At 71.0% G+C, this 19,334-nt stretch carries 19 protein-coding genes; 12 read left to right on the forward strand and 7 right to left on the reverse strand.

Annotated elements, in window-relative coordinates:
• The first annotated feature begins 233 nt into the window (after positions 1-233).
• A complete protein-coding gene (locus tag BS80_RS35340; protein ID WP_035805704.1) occupies positions 234-1,370 on the forward strand; it encodes an FUSC family protein in 1,137 nt (378 codons plus the stop codon).
• Positions 1,371-1,511: 141 nt separating this feature from the next.
• Complete coding sequence (locus BS80_RS35345) at positions 1,512-2,048, forward strand: potassium channel family protein (RefSeq protein WP_051967601.1); 537 nt, start codon at positions 1,512-1,514, stop codon at positions 2,046-2,048.
• Positions 2,049-2,210: 162 nt separating this feature from the next.
• Here BS80_RS35345 and BS80_RS35350 read toward each other — a convergent pair whose 3' ends face one another.
• On the reverse strand, positions 2,211-2,888 hold the full coding sequence (locus tag BS80_RS35350) for a sigma-70 family RNA polymerase sigma factor (RefSeq protein WP_035805706.1): 678 nt from the start codon (positions 2,886-2,888) through the stop codon (positions 2,211-2,213).
• Positions 2,889-3,176: 288 nt separating this feature from the next.
• Between BS80_RS35350 and BS80_RS35355 the strand changes: the two genes are divergently transcribed.
• Positions 3,177-3,485 (forward strand): hypothetical protein, encoded by a 309-nt coding sequence (locus BS80_RS35355; protein ID WP_051967602.1) that lies wholly within the window; start codon positions 3,177-3,179, stop codon positions 3,483-3,485.
• Between the two features lie 194 nt (positions 3,486-3,679).
• Here the strand turns inward: BS80_RS35355 and BS80_RS35360 are convergent, their stop codons facing one another.
• Positions 3,680-5,170 (reverse strand): MBL fold metallo-hydrolase RNA specificity domain-containing protein, encoded by a 1,491-nt coding sequence (locus BS80_RS35360; RefSeq protein WP_232246765.1) that lies wholly within the window; start codon positions 5,168-5,170, stop codon positions 3,680-3,682.
• 183 nt (positions 5,171-5,353) lie between these two features.
• On the opposite strand from BS80_RS35360, the gene BS80_RS35365 reads away from it, so the two are divergent.
• On the forward strand, positions 5,354-6,499 hold the full coding sequence (locus tag BS80_RS35365; RefSeq protein WP_051967603.1) for a site-2 protease family protein: 1,146 nt from the start codon (positions 5,354-5,356) through the stop codon (positions 6,497-6,499).
• A gap of 121 nt (positions 6,500-6,620) precedes the next feature.
• The gene (locus BS80_RS35370) at positions 6,621-7,064 is read left to right on the forward strand and encodes a universal stress protein (protein WP_035805708.1); all 444 of its coding nucleotides are present in this window, start codon (positions 6,621-6,623) and stop codon (positions 7,062-7,064) included.
• A 98-nt stretch (positions 7,065-7,162) separates the two neighbouring features.
• Here BS80_RS35370 and BS80_RS35375 read toward each other — a convergent pair whose 3' ends face one another.
• Entirely contained in the window at positions 7,163-8,185 is a 1,023-nt protein-coding gene (locus BS80_RS35375) for a 1-phosphofructokinase family hexose kinase (RefSeq protein WP_083975722.1), read from the reverse strand.
• Positions 8,186-8,552: 367 nt separating this feature from the next.
• Positions 8,553-10,922, reverse strand: coding sequence for a phosphoenolpyruvate synthase (ppsA, locus tag BS80_RS35380; RefSeq protein ID WP_035805710.1), 2,370 nt, complete (start codon positions 10,920-10,922; stop codon positions 8,553-8,555).
• Positions 10,923-11,146: 224 nt separating this feature from the next.
• On the opposite strand from ppsA, the gene BS80_RS35385 reads away from it, so the two are divergent.
• Positions 11,147-11,866, forward strand: a complete 720-nt coding sequence (locus tag BS80_RS35385) for a response regulator (RefSeq protein ID WP_035805713.1) — start codon at positions 11,147-11,149, stop codon at positions 11,864-11,866.
• On the opposite strand, the gene BS80_RS35390 is transcribed toward BS80_RS35385, so the two are convergent.
• The 3 genes from BS80_RS35390 to BS80_RS35400 form a co-directional block, all read right to left on the reverse strand.
• Complete coding sequence (locus tag BS80_RS35390) at positions 11,858-13,600, reverse strand: GAF domain-containing sensor histidine kinase (protein ID WP_035806886.1); 1,743 nt, start codon at positions 13,598-13,600, stop codon at positions 11,858-11,860. The two genes, BS80_RS35385 and BS80_RS35390, sit on opposite strands and share 9 nt — an antisense overlap.
• A 55-nt stretch (positions 13,601-13,655) precedes the next feature.
• Positions 13,656-14,117: a universal stress protein gene (locus BS80_RS35395; protein ID WP_035805715.1), complete on the reverse strand. Its 462-nt coding sequence runs from the start codon at positions 14,115-14,117 to the stop codon at positions 13,656-13,658.
• Positions 14,118-14,220: 103 nt separating this feature from the next.
• Positions 14,221-14,838 (reverse strand): TetR/AcrR family transcriptional regulator, encoded by a 618-nt coding sequence (locus BS80_RS35400; protein WP_051967607.1) that lies wholly within the window; start codon positions 14,836-14,838, stop codon positions 14,221-14,223.
• Between the two features lie 105 nt (positions 14,839-14,943).
• On the opposite strand from BS80_RS35400, the gene BS80_RS35405 reads away from it, so the two are divergent.
• The 6 genes from BS80_RS35405 to BS80_RS35430 all read left to right on the forward strand — a co-directional run bounded on the left by BS80_RS35405 (position 14,944) and on the right by BS80_RS35430 (position 19,330).
• Entirely contained in the window at positions 14,944-16,539 is a 1,596-nt protein-coding gene (locus BS80_RS35405) for a CocE/NonD family hydrolase (protein WP_035805717.1), read from the forward strand.
• A gap of 83 nt (positions 16,540-16,622) precedes the next feature.
• A complete protein-coding gene (locus BS80_RS35410; RefSeq protein ID WP_051967609.1) occupies positions 16,623-17,006 on the forward strand; it encodes a DUF6069 family protein in 384 nt (127 codons plus the stop codon).
• A gap of 117 nt (positions 17,007-17,123) precedes the next feature.
• Positions 17,124-17,345 (forward strand): cupin domain-containing protein, encoded by a 222-nt coding sequence (locus tag BS80_RS35415; protein WP_051967611.1) that lies wholly within the window; start codon positions 17,124-17,126, stop codon positions 17,343-17,345.
• Positions 17,346-17,455: 110 nt separating this feature from the next.
• Positions 17,456-18,169 carry a CBS domain-containing protein gene (locus BS80_RS35420; RefSeq protein ID WP_051967613.1) on the forward strand — a complete coding sequence of 238 codons (714 nt, stop codon included), beginning with the start codon at positions 17,456-17,458 and terminating at the stop codon, positions 18,167-18,169.
• A gap of 13 nt (positions 18,170-18,182) precedes the next feature.
• Entirely contained in the window at positions 18,183-18,884 is a 702-nt protein-coding gene (locus BS80_RS35425) for a CBS domain-containing protein (protein ID WP_035805719.1), read from the forward strand.
• Complete coding sequence (locus BS80_RS35430; RefSeq protein ID WP_035805722.1) at positions 18,881-19,330, forward strand: CBS domain-containing protein; 450 nt, start codon at positions 18,881-18,883, stop codon at positions 19,328-19,330. Before BS80_RS35425 ends, BS80_RS35430 begins: the two co-directional genes overlap by 4 nt.
• Positions 19,331-19,334 lie beyond the last annotated feature (4 nt).

Raw genomic sequence — 19,334 nt, forward strand, 5'->3', positions numbered from 1 at the left:
AGGCTGCCCTTGGGAATGTTCCACCCTGACGCCGCAGGTCACCAGGTGGCTGGTGTGAGGTGGGAGGCCCGGGCCCGGAGGATGCTCGCCGGGTGTCGGCTCGCTCCGCTGTATGGCTGAGGGACAGGCTGTCTTCGATCAGACCCTGCGGGTCGCACCGCGGCGGTCTCGGCGGAACCGCAGAATGCGGGACTGGAGCGGTACACCTAGCGACTCAGGCGAGTGAGGGCGGCATGGGCACTGCGAGCGAGGATCCTCGACAGGCCGTTCACCGGGGGCGGGTCGCGGGCTGGCTGTCGAAGGTGTTCGAGCTCGACCGCTCGGGGATCAACTGGCCGCGAGCGGTGATGTTCCTGGACGTCGCGCTGGTGCCGCTGGTCGTCTTCTGGGCGATCGGGCACGAGCAGTACCTGCTCAGCGCGTTGTTCGGACTGCTGTTCGCGATGCTGGACGACCCGGGCGGCGGCTACGGGCAACGCGCCTCGCACATCGGCGTCTTCGCGTTGACCGGCGCAGGGGTGACCGCGCTGGGGTTCGGGATCGGCGCGGACGCCTGGGGCTGGCTGGTGCTCGCGGCCTTCGCGGTCACACTGGTGGCCGGCTTGGCGGTCGCGTTCGGGGTGCGCAGGTTCGTCACCGCCCTGCTGCTCAACCTCTGGTTCATCGTCACCCTCGGGGTCGCCTCCAGCCTCCATCACTACACCCGCATCACCAGCTACACCTGGGCCCAGACACTCGCCTGGGCCGGCGGATCGGCGCTGTGGATCGCGGTGACGTTCACCGGGTGGCTGATCCGCGGGCGCGTGGACCGGCCCCAGCCGGTCGCCGAGCTCCCCGGCGACACCTCACGCAAAAAACTGACCCGGCCGCTGATCATGTTCGCGGTGATCCGCGCCCTGACCATCGCCGGCACCGTCGCGCTCGCCTTCGGACTCAACCTCTCGCACGGCTACTGGCTGCCGATCGCGGCCATGATCGCCATGAAACCCAGCCTGGAGCAGGCCACGCTCGTCGCCGCACAGCGCCTCGCCGGCGCACTGATCGGCGCGACCGCAGCCGCGGTGCTGCTGCTCCTGCCCGCCGGTGAACACGGACTCAGACTGTTCGCGCTCACCCGCGGACTCGAAGTGGTCGCCCTCATCCTGCTGATGCACGGGGCAGCCATCCGCTTCTGGAACTACGCGCTCTACTGCGCGGCCATCGCCGCCGGAGTCCTCATCCTGGTGGACCTCCCGCAGCCCTCCGACTACGCCGCCGAGGGCTACCGGATGCTGTGGACGCTGTGCGGCGTGGGAATCGGCCTGCTCGTCATGCTGCTGGCCGGCCTGCTCGCCAGACCCACCGCACAAGCACCCCCAGGACCAGCCTGACCGCCTTCCCCCACAGCCCGGCCGCCGGGAAACCCCCTCAACAACACCCCCCAGGGCTTCGCTGTGCTGGTCGGATGTGCGCTTCCGCTGCCGAGGTACTGCTTCCACCCGATACTGCGACGCCCCTACAGGAGAGCCGGCATGGCGCAGACACAGCTTGACGACTTGCCGGCCCCGCCCAGACGACGCCTCCTGGTCGTCGCGACCCTGCGAACGACGGTCCGGATCACGCTGGTCACGGCCGTCTACTTCCTGATCCCGATGGACCGGACGGTGAACGCCGCGACGGTGACAGGCTTGGTCCTCGGGATTCTGGTGCTCGTCGTCGTCGTGGCCTGGCAGCTGCGCGGGATCATGCGAGCCAAGCGCCCCGGAATCCAGGCCATCGAGGCACTCGCCCTCACCGTCCCACTCTTCGTTCTCCTCTTCGCCACCGTCTACTTCCTCATGAGCCACACCCAAGCCACGACCTTCAGCGAGCCTCTCAGCCGCGTCGGTGCCATGTACTTCTCAGCCACCGTCTTCACCACCGTGGGATTCGGTGACATCACGGCCAAAAGCGATGCCGCCCGAATCATCGTCACCACCCAGATGATGCTGGACCTCTTGGCCCTGGGCGTGGTGGTCCGCCTCGTCCTCAATGCCGTCAACATCGGGCGACATCGACATGCCACCTGACCTCGCGTCTGCCACCAGTCCTTCGGCGGAGCCTGCTGGTCACTGGTACATGGGTGGTGCGAGGGCGGCTGATGTCAGCTGACCCGGTGGACCCGCCGGCGCCTGGACGATCTGTTCCAAGGGGTAGCCGGCGGGCAGTCATGGGTGGAGGGCCTGGATGCGTCAGGTGATGAGGCGACGCAGTTCGTCCTGGGCGCGTTCGACGAGCTTCTTGGCGGTGTGGTCGGAGACACCGAGGTGACGGCCGATCTCACGGAAGGACCGTTCTGGGCGGTCATCCAGTCCGTAGCGCAGGATCAGCGCCTCGGCCTCGCGCGAGTCGATGCGGGCCAGAGCGGTACGGACCGTGCTGATGAAGTCCTGTGCGACAGCAGTGTGCGCGGGATCGGTCAGGACGTAGCCAGGTGCCGGCAGTTCTTCGTCGTCTTCAGGGCCGGTGGTGCGAAGTTGCCGGTGTAGCGCAGCGACGGTCGCCGGTGAGATGCCCAGTGCGGCGGCTGCCAGGTTCAGGCTGTCGGCGTTCTCGTCCAGGGCTCGGCGCAGGGCGACGGTGCGGCCGACGAGGTCGGCGGGTAGGACAGCGGGGAACTCCTGTCGGGAGATGGCGCGCTGGATCTCCTTGCGTACCCAGGTGTGCGCGTACGCCCCGAAGGGCACGGCGCGCTCGGGATCGAAGCGGCTCGCGGCGATCAGCAGCCCGAGGATGCCGGCTTGTCGCAGGTCGGCCCGGTCGATGTGCCAGGTGCGGTAGCGGGCGACCTCGCGCTCGACGAGGTCGCCGTGCAAGGCCACGAGGCGCTCGCGTTCGCAGGCGTCCGGCTCGGCCTGCTGACTGGTCACGACGGTGGTCTCCTCATTCGACGCTTGTGTGGTTGCCGCTCCTACGGATACCGGCCCGGGCGGCTTGTGCGAGGTTCGCACTGCGGGCGATTGCCGGTATCACACCTGGCAACCGAGAACGTCGCCCCGGAAGGCCGCCGTATGTCTGACATCAGTAATGCCACCTGGCAAGCAATCAGGATCACCCCGTACGGGGCGATCCTGCATGTACCAATTGGCTGGGAGGCGCTGCCTCCCGTCCCGGCGAACGGGCCGGAGATCCTGCGAGCCACCGGAGGATCCGGTCAGATGCTGATCGTCTTCAAGATGCCCGCCAGGGGACTGACCGCTGCCCGGGTGGCGGACGCGGCGCAGGAGAGGCTCGCAGCCCATGGTTTCGAGGACTTCACACGCACCGTGACTCAGTTCGCCGGACAGTCGGCAGTAGCGCTCGACTTCGTCACCCGCAACACCGAGGGGACAGTCGTCCGCCGGACGCGGGAGTACTTCGCCGTACGCGGGAACGCCGCGTTCGTGCTCGGCATGGGAAGCGCGACCTGGGAGGAGCACCTGCCACTCATCGAGCAGATCGCCGACCGATTCGAACTCGCTGAATGATCTGATCGCTCCCGGTTCGGTACGCGATTCCCGGCCGTCAGCACCGTACTTCCAGGCTCCGGCCCCGCACCGCCCCGACGCCGGAGCCTGGAGGCTTGGTCAACGCCGACCTGGACACCCTCACGACCGCACTGTTGGTGAAGACGACGACGTGTGGCTGGCCGACTCCACCCCGGTGCACCGGGCCTGCGACTTCACTGGACCAGGACCCGCTCGCCCGAACGTGGTACCACGGCTGTCCAGCCCAGCTCCCGGTCGATCCGGTCGCGCAGCGCCTGGGAGCCCTCCGGCTCGCCGTGCACCAGGTAGGTCGCGCTGGGCGGCGGCGCTCCGCCCAGCCATTCCAGGATCTCGCCCGCGTCGGCGTGTGCGGAGAACCCGGGAACGCTCACCACCTCTGCCCGCACCGGCACGTAGGTGCCGAACATCTTCAACGTGCGCGCGCCGTCCACCAGGTCCCGGGACCTGGTGCCGATCGCTGCGAAGCCGACGATCAGCACGGTGTTGCGCGGGTCGGGCAGCAGTCGGCGCAGGTGGTGCACGACCCGGCCACCGGTGGCCATGCCCGAGGCCGAGACGATGATCGACGGCATCGCCGAGCGCTGGATCGCAGCCGACTCCTGCACCGACCGCGCCGCCGTGAACGGCGCGGGGTCCAGCACCGACCCGTCCCCGCGGACCACCTCCGTCCGGAGTTCCGGCGCGTGGTCCGCGAAGGCGTCCTGGTAGACGCGCAGGGCAGCGAGCGCCATCGGACTGTCCACGTAGACCGGCACCCCGGCCGGCAGCCGTCCCGAGCGGCGCAGCTGGGCGAGTTCATGCAGCACGACCTCGGTGCGGTCCACCGCGAAGGACGGGATGACGACCGTGCCGCCGCGCGCCAGGGTGTGCGACAGCGCGTCCGCGAACCGGGCCCGGGCGCCGCGCTCGTCGTGGTGACGGTTGCCGTAGGTGGACTCCATCAGCAGGACGTCCGCGCCGGTGAACGGGTCGGGCGGGCGCAGCAGCGGGTGGACGGGGCGGCCGAGGTCTCCGCTGGCGGCCAGGGTGTGGCCGTCCTCCAGGGTGAGGTGGGCCCAGGCGGAGCCGAGGATGTGGCCGGCGTGGTGCAGGCGCAGCACGGTGCCGGTGGTGATCTCGGTCTCGGCCCCGACGGGCGCGGGTTCGAAGAGGCTCAGGGCGCGGTCGACATCCGCGTCGTCGTAGAACGGCTGGGCGGGGCTGTGCTTGGACCAGCCGTGCGAGTTGGCGTGCTCGGCCTGCTCCTGCTGCAGGTGGGCGCTGTCGCGCAGCACGATCTCGGCGAGGCGGGCCGTGTTGGGGGTGCAGACCACCCGGCCGTGGAAGCCGTCCTTGACCAGACGCGGCAGGTAGCCGCAGTGGTCGAGGTGCGCGTGGGTGAGGACCACGGCGTGCACGTCGGCCGGGTCCAGCGGCAGCGGGCGCCAGTTGCGCCGCCGCAGCTCGGCCATGCCCTGGAACATGCCGCAGTCCACCAGCACCCGGGCATGGTCGGTCTCGACCATGAACTTGCTACCGGTGACCGTGCCCACCCCGCCGAGGAAGGTCAGCAGCCCCGGCCGAAGCTTCGGCCCGCTCCCGGCATCGCTGCCGCTCTCGACGTCGTCGACCATGGTGGCCGCCTCTCCTCGGCGGGCCGCGCCACGCGCGGACCGGATCCCCATCTGTCCACTGTCACACCGTGAGGCGCGCCCGGCAGGGGCCGGATCGGCCCGCTGTGGGGACCGACCGGCCCTGTCCCGAGGGAGTGTGAGGACGACGATGGAAGTGGCCTCCGTATCGACCGAGCAGGCACCAGCCGGCCCGGCCGCCCCGGCAGCGCGGTAACGCCAGAAGGCAGGGACACCATGAAGGGCGCCGTACCCCTGGGACGGATCCTCGGCGTGCCCCTGCGCATCCACTGGAGCGCGCCCCTGCTGGTCCTTCTCCTGGCCGACAGCCTCAGCAGCAGCACTCTCCCCGCTTGGGCGCCGGGGCACTCCACCACCGCCTACACCACAGCCGGCCTCGTCGGTGCACTCCTGCTGATGGCGAGCCTGCTCGCGCACGAGGCGGCGCACGCGGTCACCGCGCGACGGGCCGGAATCAAGGTCGAGGACGTGACGGTCTGGGGGCTGGGCGGGGTCACCCGAATGGGTCGCGCCCAGACTCCCCGGGTCGGCCTCAGCGTCTCGGCGATCGGGCCCCTGACCAGCCTGGCGCTCGGCGGAGTCGCGATCGCCGCCGGTCTCGCGACGCAGCACGCCCTCCACTGGGCGATTCCCTCGGCCGTGCTGCTCTGGACCGGCTGGGCCAACCTGCTGCTCGGCGCGTTCAACCTGCTGCCCGCCGCACCACTGGACGGCGGACGGGTCCTCCAAGCGGTGCTCTGGTGGCGCCGGGGCGACCGCGAACAGGCGCAGCGGATCGCCGGTCGCACCGGCCAGGTCGCCGGAACGCTGATGGCCGTGGCCGGCTGGGTCGAGCTGACCCACGGCGCGAGCGCCGGCCTGTGGCTGATCCTCGTCGGCTTCTTCATCTCGTTGTCCGCGGTGGCCGAGGTCCGCCGCGCCACGTTGGAGACCGCGCTGCGGGGCGTGCTCGTGGCCCAGGCGATGTCCTCGCCGGTCACCACCGGGGCCGACTGGCTGACCGTGGACCGATTCCTCGACGAGGCCGCGACGAAGGGCCGCCACTCGGCGATCCCCCTGCTCGACTTCGACGGACACCCGAGCGGCATCGTCGAGCTGCGCCGGCTCTCGGCCGTCCCGCCCGCGCGGCGAGCCGAGCTACGAGCCCGCGACGGGGCCACCCCCCTCGCGCGCTGCGCACAAGCCGCACCTGACGACACCCTCCTCGACGCGCTGGAGCGACCGGGCGTGACGACGCCGCTGCGGATCCTGGTGCTCGACGCCGGACGACTGGTCGGCATCGTCACCGGCCACGACATCTCCCGGATCGCACAGCAACGCGTGCCCGAGCCGCACGCCACCGGGGCCTGGCCGACCGGCTGACCGCCCGTTCGGACGGCCGGGCTGTCTGGCCCGAACGGGCCGAGCCAGGGGCCGTCCGGCCCTGGGCGGTCGGGCGCCAAAGGAGCAGCCTGAGACTGCTAACCGAGTTGCGAGGTGCGAGATGAGTGCAGGACAGTCGACAGGAAGTCGGATCGTGGTCGGCGTGGACGGTTCGCCGTCCTCGAAGGCCGCGCTGCGCTGGGCGGTCGATCAAGCCCAGCGGACCGGGGCCTTCGTGGATACGGTCGCCTGCTGGGCCTATCCGACGGTTTACGGGTGGGGGATGACCGGGGTGGATCCCGAACTCCCCGACGTCACCGGGAAGATGCTCGCCCAGACGGTGGCCGAGGTGGTCGGGGACAACCCGCCGGTGGAGGTCCGCGAGAGCGTCGTACTCGGCAACGCCGCCGAGGTGCTGCTGGAGAAGGCGAACGGGGCCGAGTTGCTGGTGGTCGGCAGCCGGGGCCACGGCGGTTTCTCCGGCGCTCTGCTGGGCTCGGTGGGCCAGCACTGCGTGCAGCACGCACACTGCCCGGTCGTCGTGATCCGACAGGCCGAGAACTGACCGGCCGTCCATCCGGGAGCCGGCTGTGCAGGGCGTCGTAAGCTGCCGCAACCGCCGCGTCGAACTCCGCGGGGATCGAAGACGCCGGCACGAGTGGGTCATGAGCCGGTTTGCCGCTTTATCCGCACCGCGCGACGGAGGGACTCGGCCACCTCTCGATCGAACGGTTCGGTGTCCGGGGTGAGTACTGCTGCGGCGGCCACGGCGACCCCGAGGGCACAAGCCTCGACTGGATCGTCGCCCGCAGCCAGCCGAAGGGTGAGTGCCGCCACCATGGCGTCTCCGGCCCCGGCGTCGCTGAGCGCCTCCCCGGGCAACGGCGGGGCCCGCAACTCGGTGTGGCCGTGCCTGGTCGAACAGAGTGCGCCCAGCTCGCCGAGGGTGGTGATGGCGACCTCGGTCGCTCCTCCGGCGAGTAGGTACCCGTTGACGGCACGGGCGTCGTCGAAGGTCCGGACGGGCCGGCCGGCGAGGCTGGCGGCCTCGTGATTGTTGCACCTTCGCAGATAGACGCCCTCACGCAGAGACTCGCGCAGGGCCCGTCCCGAGGTGTCCAGCACGAGCCGGGCCCCGGCCTCTTTGACCCGGCGGGCAACAGCCGCGTAGAAAGCGTCGGGCAGGCCGCTGGGCAGACTGCCGCTGGCCACGACGTACTGGTGACTCCCGGCTGCTCGGCCCAGCACGTCCACAAGACGCTCTCCCTCGCCGTCGTCCAGTCGCGGGCCCGGCGGCACGATGTGGTAGCTGCGGCGTGTCTCGGTCTCGAACAGCACGAACGCTTCGCGGGTCTCACCCGCGATCCCGAGGGCGAGGTGGTCGACCCCTTCCTCGTCCAGTAGCCGGTTCAGGCGCTGGCCGACCTCACGGCCTGCGGTGTGGACAGCCGTCGCCCGTCCTCCCAGACGCGACAGGCCCCGGGCGACGTTGATCCCTCCACCGCCGGCGGCCACGTGCCTGACTCGGGCGCGGGTCTTGCCGATGCCCGCCAGACGGTCGACCTGGTAGCAGATGTCGACGGTGGGGTTCACCGTCAGGGTGAGGATCGCAGGCATGGCCTCGGACAGCGGACTCGCCTCGCCCCGACCCGCCGAAAGCGGACCGGACACTTCAGCGCCGCTCATCGCGGTGACACGAGGGTTGTGACCTCGATCGTCCGCGGCTGCTCTCCCAGGTCCTCCGCAGAGCGGCGGAACTCCATGGGGAGCGCTCGAAGAGGTCCAGCAACGCCACCATTACCCCACGCCCATCGCGCAGTTCACCCGCCACGTCGACCTCCTCACTCGGTCACTCCTTCCATCCTGCTGCGCGAGCACAGGAGGCGCGATCGGGAGCACCCGGCGGCCACCGGCCCATGCGCCGGCTCCGGACCGTTGATCAGGGCACGCCGACCATGCCGACGCGGTCACCCCGCCCACCGCCAGGGCCGTGCGGCCCCCGGAGCATCCGGCACAGCAAGCAGGCGTGGAGACCGACCGAGCGCGTTGCGGGTCAGTCCTGCTCGGCGGCGGCCACGTGCTGCTTGACCGCGACGAAGCTGTCGGGTGCCACGGAGATCGAGTCGATCCCGGCCTGCACCAGGAAGCGGGTGAACTCCGGGTCGTCGCTGGGTCGCTGGCCGCAGAGACCGACCGGGCGGCCGGCCGCGTGGGCGGTGGCGATCAGGGTCTCGATGCTGCGCGTGACGGCGGGGTTGGTCTCGTCGAAGAGGTGCGCGAGGGCGTCGGAGTCGCGGTCCACGCCCAGGGTGAGCTGGGTGAGGTCGTTGCTGCCGATGGAGAACCCGTCGAAGCGTTCGGCGAACTGGGCTGCGAGGATCACGTTCGCCGGGATCTCCGCCATCGCGTACACCTTCAGCCCGTTCCCGCCGCGCGGCAGGCCCTCCTCGGCCATCACCGCGAGCACCCGGTCCGCCTCCTCCACCGTGCGGCAGAACGGGATCATCACCACCACGTTCGTCAGGCCCATCTCGTCACGGGCCTGGCGCAGCGCCCGGCACTCCAGGGCGAAGCCCTCGCGGTAACCCTCGCTGTAGTAGCGGCTCGCGCCGCGCCAGCCGATCATCGGGTTGGCCTCGACCGGCTCGAAGGGGCGGCCCCCGACGAGTTTGGCGTACTCGTTGGTCTTGAAGTCGCTGGTGCGCACGACGACCGGGTCGGGCCAGCGCGAGGCGGCGATCCGGGCGACGCCCTGGGCGAGGCGGTCGGTGAAGTACCGGGTGCGGTCGGCGTAGCCGTCGGTAAGCGCGTCGACCTGGCGCCGCTCCTCGGGGTCGAGGCGCTCGGGGTGGACCAGCGCCATCGGGTGGACCTTGACCTGGTGGGCGACGACGAACTCCGTGCGGGCCAGCCCCACGCCGTCCGCCGGCAGCTGCCACCAGCGGAACGCCGCTGCCGGGGCGGCAAGGTTGAGCATCACCCGGGTGCGGGTGCGCGGGAGGCCGGCGAGGTCGATCTCGGACTGCTCGTAGTCGAGCAGTCCGGCGTAGACGTGTCCGTCCTCGCCCTCGGCGCAGCACACGGTGACGGCCTGGCCCTCGTGCAGCAGCTCGGTGGCCCGGCCCGTCCCCACGATCGCGGGCACGCCCAACTCGCGGCTGACGATGGCCGCGTGCGAGGTGCGGCCACCGTGGTCGGTGACGATGGCGGCGGCCCGCTTCATGATCGGTTCCCAGTCCGGGTCGGTGATCCCGGTGACCAGCACCGCTCCGGCCGGGAAGCGCTCCAGCTCGACGGGGGTGGACAGCGCGCACACCGCGCCGACGCCGATCGCCTCGCCGACCGCGATGCCGTCGACCAGCACGTGACCGGTGCCGGTCAGCCGGTAGCGGTGCAGGATCGCTGCGCGCCGCCGGGACACGACGGTCTCGGGGCGGGCCTGCACGACGAAGATCTCGCCGGTGCGACCGTCCTTGGCCCACTCGATGTCCATGGGGCAGCCGTAGTGCTGCTCGATGGCCACGCCCCAGCGGGCGAGCGTGCGCACCTCCGCCTCGTCCAGCACCCGCCCTGCGCGTTCCTGCGCGGTGGTGTCCACCGTGCGGGTCAGCCCCTCGTCGGCGTAGACGGCCTTGCGGCGCTTGGCGCCGGTCTCGGCATGGATCACCGGGTTCAGGCCCGGGTCCTTGAGCAGCGGCTTGAAGACGAGGTACTCGTCGGGGTCGACCTGCCCGCTGACCACGGTCTCGCCCAGTCCCCAGGCCGCGCTGACCACCACCGCGTCGGGGAAGCCGCTCTCGGTGTCCAGGGTGAACATCACCCCGGCACCCGCGAGATCGGAGCGGACCATCACCTGCACACCGACCGACAGCGCCACCGCGAGCTGGTCGAATCCCATCCGCTCGCGGTAGTCGATCGCCCGGTCGGTGAACAGCGACGCATAGCAACGGCGGCAGGCATCCAGCAGAGCTTCGCGGCCCACCACGTTGAGATAGGTGTCCTGTTGCCCCGCGAAACTCGCCTCCGGCAGGTCCTCGGCCGTGGCGCTACTGCGCACCGCGACATCCGGGTCCGCCCGGCCGGCCTCCCGGCCGAGGTCGGCATACGCGTCGGCGAGTTCCCGTTCCAAGGCGGGCGGTAGCGGAGTGCTGAGCGCCAGGGCGCGGATCGCGGCGCCCACCTCGTCGAGAGGTGTGCCTGCGTGCAACAGCGCGACCTGCTCGGTGATCCGCTCGCGTAGCCCGCCGGTGTCGAGGAACTCCCGGTAGGCGTCGGCGGTGCTCGCGAAGCCGTCGGGCACCCGGACGCCGGCGGGGCCGAGATTGACGACCATCTCGCCGAGCGAGGCGTTCTTCCCACCGACGACGCTCACATCCGCACGGCCGATCCCGGAGAACCGGATGACACGACGAGTCGAGGCCATGACTACCTCCGCGGGCAAGGGGGTGACCAACCGGCCTGCCTGCGTTGGGGGGTGAGTCCGTCAGCCGCTCCCCACACCTTCGTCCGGGCCGGGCCTGCTGCTTCCATGGGACCACCGTACGAAGCGTGTCGCCAACGCCCGACGACTCCCCTCGACGGGCCGGGCGCCGGCCTTCCCGGCACACTCGGAGATGACACTCCAGATCTGCCCCGGCGGGAGCACCCATGGACACGAGCGCAAGCTGCGACCCGCAGTCCATCCGCGTGTTCCTGCTCGACGATCACGAGGTGGTCCGGCGCGGGCTGCGGGACCTGCTGGAGGCCGAACCGGACGTCGAGGTGGTCGGCGAGGCCGGGACCTGCGCGCAGGCGCTCGTCCGGGTGCCGGCGCTGCGGCCCCAGATCGCCGTGCTGGACGTCCGGCTGCCCGACGGCGACGGGATCAGCGTGTGCCGGGGGCTGCGCTCCCGGCTGCCGGAGCTGGCCTGTCTGATGCTCACCTCGTTCGACGACGACGACGCGCTGCTGGACGCGATCATGGCCGGCGCCGCGGGGTATGTCCTCAAGGACGTCAAGGGCGCCGACCTGGTCACCGCGGTACGCACCGTCGCCGCCGGCCAGTCGATGCTCGACCCGGCGACCACCGCCCACCTGATGGCGAGCCTGCGCCACCGCGACGAGCCCCAAGCAGGTCCCGGACTTTCCGATCTCACCCCCAGGGAGCAGGACGTGCTGGCCCTGATCGGCAAGGGCGAGACCAACCGGCAGATCGGCCAGGAGCTCTATCTGGCCGAGAAGACCGTGAAGAACCACATCTCGCGGATCCTTGCCAAACTGGGCGTCGAGCGCCGGATCCAGGCCGCGGTCATCGCCACCAGGCTTGAGCAGACGGGCCCTGGGCCAGACGGCTCCCGCAGCGCTCGACACCCCCGCAGCTCATCCTGAGGTCCGGCCGGGCTCGCCGAGTTCGGGCAGCGGCACCCGCCACTCCAGACGCGTCCCACCCGCGGGGGCCGCCTCGGCTCGAAAGGTCCCGCCGAGCCTCGCCGCCCGCTCGGCGAGATTGCCCAGGCCGCTGCGGCGCCCACCCTCCGGCAGGCCGACACCGTCGTCGGTGACGGTCAACGCCAGCTCACCCTCCGCAGCCAGCACCACCTCCACCGTTCGCGCCCCCGCGTGCCGGGCGACGTTCGACAACGCCTCCACCAGCACGGCCAACACCTCCTCGGCCAGCGACGGGGGCACCCGCAAGTCGATCAGGCCCTGCATCCGCAGCGCCGGCACGAACCCCAGGGTGGCGGCGGCCCGCTGGACCGCAGCCACCACGTCGGCCCGCAGGCCACTGCCAGCCGGGCCGTCCTTCCTCGCCCGCAGCCCGAAGATGGTGGACCGGATGGTCTTGACCGTGTCGTCCAGATCGTCGATGGCCCGCCGCACCCGTTCGGCGGCCTCCGGGTGCTCGATGAGCCTGGCCGCGCCCTGCAGGGTCATCCCGGTCGCGAAGAGCCGCTGGATCGCCTGGTCGTGCAGGTCCCGGGCGATACGGTCGCGCTCCTCCAGCAGGGCAACCTGCTCGGAGTCCCGTCGGCGCTCGGCCAGCTCCATCGCCACCGCCGCCTGTCCCGCGAAGCCCGGCAGCGGAGCGCACTCCTCCGCTTCGAACACCGGGCGGCCCGCCGCCCTGGCCAGCATCAGCACTCCGCGCACTCCGCCCCCGCTCGTGCCGATCGGGACGGCCACCGCCGGGCCCAAACCCTCCCAGCGCGGCGGACCAACCGTGATCCTCGGGTCCTTGGTCACATCGACGGTGGTGACCAGCCCCCCACTGCGGACCGCTGCCCCCACGAAGGAACCCTCCACCGGCAGGACCAACCGGCGATGTACCTCCGCTGCCAGGCCTACGGCGAACCGCACCTCCAACTCGTCGGAGTCGGGCAGCGGCAGCGCGACCACGGTCAGATCGGCGCCGGCGATCTCACCGGCCCGGGCGACCAACAGGTCCAGCACCTCCTCCTGGGAGTGCCCCGACATGAGACTGTTGGTGAGCTCACCGGTCGCCAACAGCCAGCGCTCGCGCAGCTGCGCCTGGGCGTACAGCCGGGCGTTGTCGATCGCCACCCCGGCTGCCACCGCCAGTGTCGCCAGCACCGCCTCGTCCTCGGCGTCGAACTCCCCACCGCCGCGCTTCTCAGTGAGGTAGAGGTTGCCGAAGACCTTGTCCCGTACCCGGATCGGCACCCCGAGGAAGCTGTGCATCGGCGGGTGATGGGCCGGAAAGCCGTAGGAGGCCGGATGCTCGGACAACTCGGCCAAGCGCAGCGGTGCGGGGTGGCGGATCAGCTCGCCCAACAGTCCATGACCGGCCGGCAGTGGGCCGATTCGCCGGGTCTGCTCCTCGCTCAGGCCCACCGGGATGAACTGCGACAGCCACTGGTCCTCGCCGATCACTCCCAGAGCCCCGTACTCGGCGTCCACCAGCTCCACCGCGGCCTCCGCGATGTGCTGGAGCACCTGGCCCAGCTCCAGCTCCCGCCCCACCGAAAGCACCGCCTCCAGCAGGCCGTGCACCCGGTCCCTGGCCCCCCGGGCCATGTCCAGCCTGGCTTGCAGCTCGTCCAGCAGGTCGTCCAGCCGCAGCTGCGGCACGCGCGGGGAGTCCGCCTCGGACGGATGGTCCACGGACATCCTCCCTGCGCTCGGGACGGGTACTGCTTGCGGCTGGGCGGGGCCGACCTCAGTTGCCGCCGCTCTCCCCGGGGCCGCGCACGACGACGACCGGGCAGGAGGCATGCTGCACGCAGTGCTGCCCGACCGAGCCGAGCAGGGCCTCCGCGAACCCGCCGTGGCCACGGTTGCCGACGACGAGGAGGTGCGCCCCTCGGGCGGCGTGCAGCAGCACGGCGGCGGGGTGTCCCCGGACCACCCGGGTGCGGATCTCCACCGGCCGATCGGGGCCGATGGCCCGGTCGATGGCCTCGGTGAGGGTCTTGCCCGCGTTCTTCTCGTAGTCGAAGACCTCCGCCTGCGGAGGCGTCCAGCCGTACCAGGCGGACGGGTACTCCCAGGCCGTGACCGCCTCAACCACGCCGCCGATCAGCCCCGCCTGGCGCACCGCCCACCACAGCGCAGCCTTGGACGGGTCCGACCCGTCGACCCCCACCACGATCCGCGGCGAAGCCATCACGTCGTCAGTCATCGTGTACCGCCTCCGGCGCTCGGAACACCCGTCTCCCACCCTGCCCGGAGGAGCGGGATGCAGCCACTCCAGGGCTCGCCGGCCTGCACCCGGACGGGCCCGGTCAGCGCGGCGTCGGGCGGTCGCCGAGCGTCGTGGGCAGGGGGTCGGCGAGGTAGCGCTGGATGGTGGGGGCGAGGAGGTCGGTGACGGCGTCGGCGGGGAGGACAGCGATGTCGCCGACCTGCCAGATGTAGCGGTTCATGACCAGGCCGACGATCTGGGTGGCGATGAGGCTCGCGCGCAGGTTGCGTTCGTCGTCGGTCAGGCTGTGCGAGACGACGGCCAGGACGAGTTGGGAGAACAGCTGCCGCAGGCGCTTCATGGCGGCGGGTTCCTGGGCGGCGGTGAGGATGATGGCGCGCAGGATCTCGGCGGCAGCGGGGTCCTCCCACAGGCGGAGATTGGCCTGCACGAACGCGCGTCCGCGTTGGTGGATGGGCTGCTCGGCGGCGGCCGCCACTGCTGCGCCGAACGCCTCGGGGGGTTCCATGACTGCTTCCAGTAGTCCGGGCTTGGTGCGGAAGTAGTAGTGCACCAAGCCGGGGTCGACACCGGCGTCCTGGGCGACCGACCGCAGTGAGGTCGCGGTGTAGCCGCGGGTGGCGATGGATCTGCGGGCGGCGGCGAGGATCTTGTCCGCCTGTTCTCCGCGTTCTCCCCGGGGGCCTCGCCCAGTCACTCCGCACCACCTTTCGCAACGGGTCGAAGAGGGGGCTTCCCCTTCTCAGTAGTTTCAGCATACGCTGAAATTAGTTTCCACATGTGAGGAAATTAGGAGTTGGTCATGCACGCGCTCAAAGATGAGTGGATCACGGCGTCCGACGGCGTCCGGATCTGCGTCGATGTCTACCTGCCCGCTGGGGATGGCCCGTTCCCGGCGCTGTACGCGGTGGCGCCGTACCAGAAGGACCTGCTGTACCTGCCGCCGGTGTCGACGTTCCGGTACATCGAAACCGGCCCGATCGACTACTGGACCGGACACGGCTACGCGGTGGTGGTCGGCGACCAGCGCGGCACCGGCAAGTCCGAAGGGGAGTTCGCGCTGTTCGGGCCCGCCGAGCAACGCGACTTCTACGACACCGTCGAGTGGATCGCGGCCCGGCCCTGGTCGACCGGGAAGGTGTCGATGATCGGGGAGAGCGCCTACAGCGTGAACCAGTGGCTGGCCGCCGCGCAGCGCCCGCCGCACCTGACCTGCGCACTGATCTACAACGGGTTCACCAACCTCCACCACGACGCGGTCTACCACGGCGGCGTCTACTCCCTGGGGTTCCTCACCTTCTGGTCGACCGACCACCTCCGCGCCGCCGCCACCATCGGCGGCGGCACCCCGCCACGCCCCGGCGGCATCACCACCGACATCATCGGCATGACCCTGGACCGGCCCGTCGCCGACGACTGGTGGGACCAGCGAGCGGTGAAAGTCGAGGACATCGACGTCCCGGTGCTCAACATCGCCTGGTGGTACAGCGTCGGGCTGCATCTGCGCGGCCAACTCGACGGCTACGAGCGACTCGGCGGCACCGACAAGCGCCTCGTCGTGCTCGCCGGCACCGACAGCCACGAGCGCTACTACCGGCCCGAGTTCCTCGACACCCACATCCGCCCCTGGTACGACCACTGGCTCAAGGGCGTCGACAACGGCGTCATGGACGGGCCGCCGGTCCGTATCCAGGTCGCCAACTCCGGGTGCCCGCCGCGCGAGGAAGCCGAATGGCCGCCCCGGCGCGCCGTGCCGACCACGTTCTACCTGCACCCCGATCCCGCGCACGCCGTCGACTCACTCAACGACGGCAGCCTCACCGCCACCGCGCCCACCCAGCCGACCGGGCAGCCCACCGCCTACGACTACCCCAACCCCGAGTGGACGGTGGGCACCACCGTCATCACCGACGGCATCCCACAACCCACCCGCGGCATCCTCACCTTCACCACCCCGCCGCTGGAGCGCGACACCGAGGTCACCGGGAAGATCACCCTGGTGCTGTACGCGGAGTCCGACCAGAGCGACACCGAGTTCCACGTCAAGGTCTCCGAGCAGAAGGCCGTCCCGAAGCTCAGGCAGACCCTCATGCGCAAGGTCGCCAAGAACGTACCGCCGCCCTCCGCCATGGTCACCCGCGGCTGGCTGAAGGCCTCCCACCGCACCCGCCCGCCCCAGCCCGTCGAGCCGGGAACCGTCGTCCGCTACGAGATCGAGGTCTGGCCGACCTCCTACCTGTTCCCCAAGGGCAGCCGCATCCGCCTGGAGATCGCCAACGGCGACTCCCCGGTCTCCGACGGCCTGTTCCACCACTACTACGGCCACCAGACGGGCCGCAACCTCATCCACCACGACGCCGACCACCCCTCCCACCTCGTCCTGCCCGTCATCCACTGACCGACGCCCCCCAAGCCAACGGAGCAGCCACCATGGCCACCACACTGTCGAGAACCCGTCGCCCTCCCACGACCACAAGCCGGGTGGTGCGACCGGCCGCCATCGGCATCGGTCTCCTCGCGAACCTCGCGTACGTGATCGTCCTCACCGACATCGCCGGATACGACCTCAGGACTCCCGCCGTGTTCGGCCAGCCGGCCCAGTCCATCCTGATCAGCCTGGTGATCGCCAGCTCCGTCATCCCGCCGCTGCTCGGCTGGGGCCTCCTGGAGCTGCTGGAACGACGGGCCCCACGGCGCGCCACCGCCATCTGGGGAACGCTCGCCGTTCTGGTGCTCGTCGGCGGCCTCCCCTACAACGGGGCCGGCGTCACACCGTCCGACCAGCTCCTGCTGGCCCTGCTGCACCTCATCATCGGTGCGGCGGTGATCCCCGCCTTCGTGATCACGTCACTACGCCGATCCTGACGCCTGCTCAGGCCGCCCGAGTAGCTCGTGGTGCCATCACCAACGCCGCCAACGACGCCTCGGCCTCCCCTCCTGACCCGCCCCACGCGGGCCACCGCACCTGCCCCGGAGACCGTCATGACCATGCCCTACCTCGCCCAACGCGACCAGCGGCAGACCCTGGAATGGCTCCATGGCGGCCTGTTCACGGTCCTGCTCGACAGCCAGGCCACCGAAGGACGGCTCACCGTCGGACTCTTCGACGTCCCCAAGGGCGAGGCTCCGCCCTTCCACGTGCACACCCGCGAGGACGAGGTGTTCTTCCTCCTCATGGGAGAGGCGCGCCAGGATGCCCGGTAGCCAGGCAGGGACCGATCGGCCCTGTCCGGGCCGGCGGCGTGGGCGCAGTCTGGGAGCAGGAGGGCGATCGTGTCCTCGGCAGGGATTCACACCCAGGAGGCGTGAGGGCCATGCAGCACCGTACCGTCCACGACGTGATGACCCAGGGGGTCGTCACCGCCCGGCCCGACACCCCGTTCAAGGAGGTCGCCGGGCTGTTCCACCGCAACGACATCACCGCCGTCCCCGTCGTCGACGACCGGGACCACCCACTCGGCATGGTCTCCGAGGCGGACCTGCTGCGCAATGAGGCCGTCCAGCCGGACCCCGAGGGCCACTCCGCCGGAGCCCGGCTGAGCCCGCACGAACGGGCCCGCGCCGAGGCCGAGACGGCCGGCGGTCTGATGAGCAGCCCCGCCGTGACCGCCCGCCCCGACTGGAGCATCGTCGAGGCGGCCCGGGTGATGGACCGCAAGAAGGTCAAGCGACTGCCGGTGGTCGACGAGGCCGGGCGGCTCGTCGGCATCGTCAGCCGCACCGATCTGCTGCAGGTCTTCCTGCGCCAGGACGCGGAGATCCGCGCGGAGATCATGCACGACGTCCTCGGCGAGACCCTCTGGCTGGCCCCCACCGCGGTGGAGGTCACCGTGCACGACGGGGTCGTCACCCTGGCCGGTCGCGTCGAGCAGAAGAGCCTGATCCCGATCGTCGAACGGCTCTGCCGCTCGGTGGACGGCGTCGTCGCGGTACACCACACCCTCGGCTACGCCACCGACGACACCGACCTCGACCTCGGCAAGCCCCTCGTCCGCGGCATGGTCGGCCCCTACACAGCCCGCCACTGACACGGAGGACACCATGAAGCACCTGCACACCGTCGGCGACGTCATGACCCACGCCGTGATCGCGGTCGGCCGCGACGCGCCGTTCCAGGAGATCGTGGAGAACCTGCGCAAGTGGCGGATCAGCGCGCTACCGGTGCTGGCCGGCGACGGACGCGTGGTCGGCGTGGTCTCCGAGGCCGACCTGCTGGCCCGGGAGGAACTCAGGGACGCCGTCCTGCCGCCGTCCGACCGGACGGCGGACGCGACCCTCCAACGGCAGGCCCACGCGGTGACGGCCGGGCAGCTGATGTCGTTCCCAGCGATCACCGTGCACCCCGAAGCCACCACGGCCCAGGCCGCCCGGGCCATGGTGCACGGCCACGTCAAACGCCTGCCCGTGATCGACGCCGAGGGGCACCTCATCGGCGTGGTCAGCCGGGGCGACCTGCTCAAGGTCTATCTGCGCCCCGACGAGGACATCGAGGCTGACGTGCGCCGCGCGTTGCTCGCCCACCCGCTGCCCACCGACGCGTCCGGCATAGGCGTGAAGGTCGAGGAGGGCATGGTCACCCTGCGCGGCACCGTGCCGGAGCCCTCCCCGCTCGGCGTCCTGGACCTGCTGGCCCGATCCGTACCCGGAGTCGTGGACGTAGAGACCCTCGTCAGCGTCGGACCGGTCCCGGAGGCCGACCGCGGCGCCGATCCGGCCACCCGCACCAGCGGAGCAGCACGATGAAGGTCTCCGCCCTGATGACCTCCCCGCCGGTCGTCGCCGCTCCCGCTGCCACCGCTCGGCAGGCAGCGCTACGGATGGACGAGGAGGCGGTCGGGTGCCTCCTGGTCGCCGATGACGAGCACCTCCACGGCCTCGTCACCGACCGGGACCTGACCGTGCGTACGCTCGCCCGCGGACTCGCCCCGGACACCCCCGTCAGCCAGCTGATGTCCACGCCGGTGGTCACCCTGGACGTCACGGACGACCTGGAGAGCGCCTACCGGCTCTTCAACCGCAGCGGCGTTCGACGCCTGCCCGTCCTCGACGGCCACCGCCCGGTCGGCATGCTCGCCATCGACGACCTCTTCCGCGACGTCCTCCAGCATTTGGCCGACCTGCTCGGCCCCATCTCCTGGAGCGTTCTGCGCGACGGCGTCAGGGACGGCGCAGACCAGGCGACGGACTGAGCAG

The sequence above is a fragment of the Kitasatospora mediocidica KCTC 9733 genome, from assembly GCF_000744225.1.
Classification (GTDB): Bacteria; Actinomycetota; Actinomycetes; order Streptomycetales; family Streptomycetaceae; genus Kitasatospora; species Kitasatospora mediocidica.

Bases quoted from the DNA above. Each gene is read 5' to 3' on its own strand.
- BS80_RS35395 (WP_035805715.1), bottom strand. From the start codon at position 14,117: ATGACTGACGACGTGATGGCTTCGCCGCGGATCGTGGTGGGGGTCGAC.
- BS80_RS35385 (WP_035805713.1), top strand. From the start codon at position 11,147: ATGGACACGAGCGCAAGCTGCGACCCGCAGTCCATCCGCGTGTTCCTG.
- BS80_RS35370 (WP_035805708.1), top strand. From the start codon at position 6,621: ATGAGTGCAGGACAGTCGACAGGAAGTCGGATCGTGGTCGGCGTGGAC.
- ppsA (WP_035805710.1), bottom strand. From the start codon at position 10,922: ATGGCCTCGACTCGTCGTGTCATCCGGTTCTCCGGGATCGGCCGTGCG.
- BS80_RS35340 (WP_035805704.1), top strand. From the start codon at position 234: ATGGGCACTGCGAGCGAGGATCCTCGACAGGCCGTTCACCGGGGGCGG.
- BS80_RS35365 (WP_051967603.1), top strand. From the start codon at position 5,354: ATGAAGGGCGCCGTACCCCTGGGACGGATCCTCGGCGTGCCCCTGCGC.
- BS80_RS35405 (WP_035805717.1), top strand. From the start codon at position 14,944: ATGCACGCGCTCAAAGATGAGTGGATCACGGCGTCCGACGGCGTCCGG.
- BS80_RS35420 (WP_051967613.1), top strand. From the start codon at position 17,456: ATGCAGCACCGTACCGTCCACGACGTGATGACCCAGGGGGTCGTCACC.
- BS80_RS35425 (WP_035805719.1), top strand. From the start codon at position 18,183: ATGAAGCACCTGCACACCGTCGGCGACGTCATGACCCACGCCGTGATC.
- BS80_RS35415 (WP_051967611.1), top strand. From the start codon at position 17,124: ATGACCATGCCCTACCTCGCCCAACGCGACCAGCGGCAGACCCTGGAA.
- BS80_RS35345 (WP_051967601.1), top strand. From the start codon at position 1,512: ATGGCGCAGACACAGCTTGACGACTTGCCGGCCCCGCCCAGACGACGC.
- BS80_RS35430 (WP_035805722.1), top strand. From the start codon at position 18,881: ATGAAGGTCTCCGCCCTGATGACCTCCCCGCCGGTCGTCGCCGCTCCC.
- BS80_RS35360 (WP_232246765.1), bottom strand. From the start codon at position 5,170: ATGGGGATCCGGTCCGCGCGTGGCGCGGCCCGCCGAGGAGAGGCGGCC.
- BS80_RS35375 (WP_083975722.1), bottom strand. From the start codon at position 8,185: ATGAGCGGCGCTGAAGTGTCCGGTCCGCTTTCGGCGGGTCGGGGCGAG.
- BS80_RS35355 (WP_051967602.1), top strand. From the start codon at position 3,177: ATGCTGATCGTCTTCAAGATGCCCGCCAGGGGACTGACCGCTGCCCGG.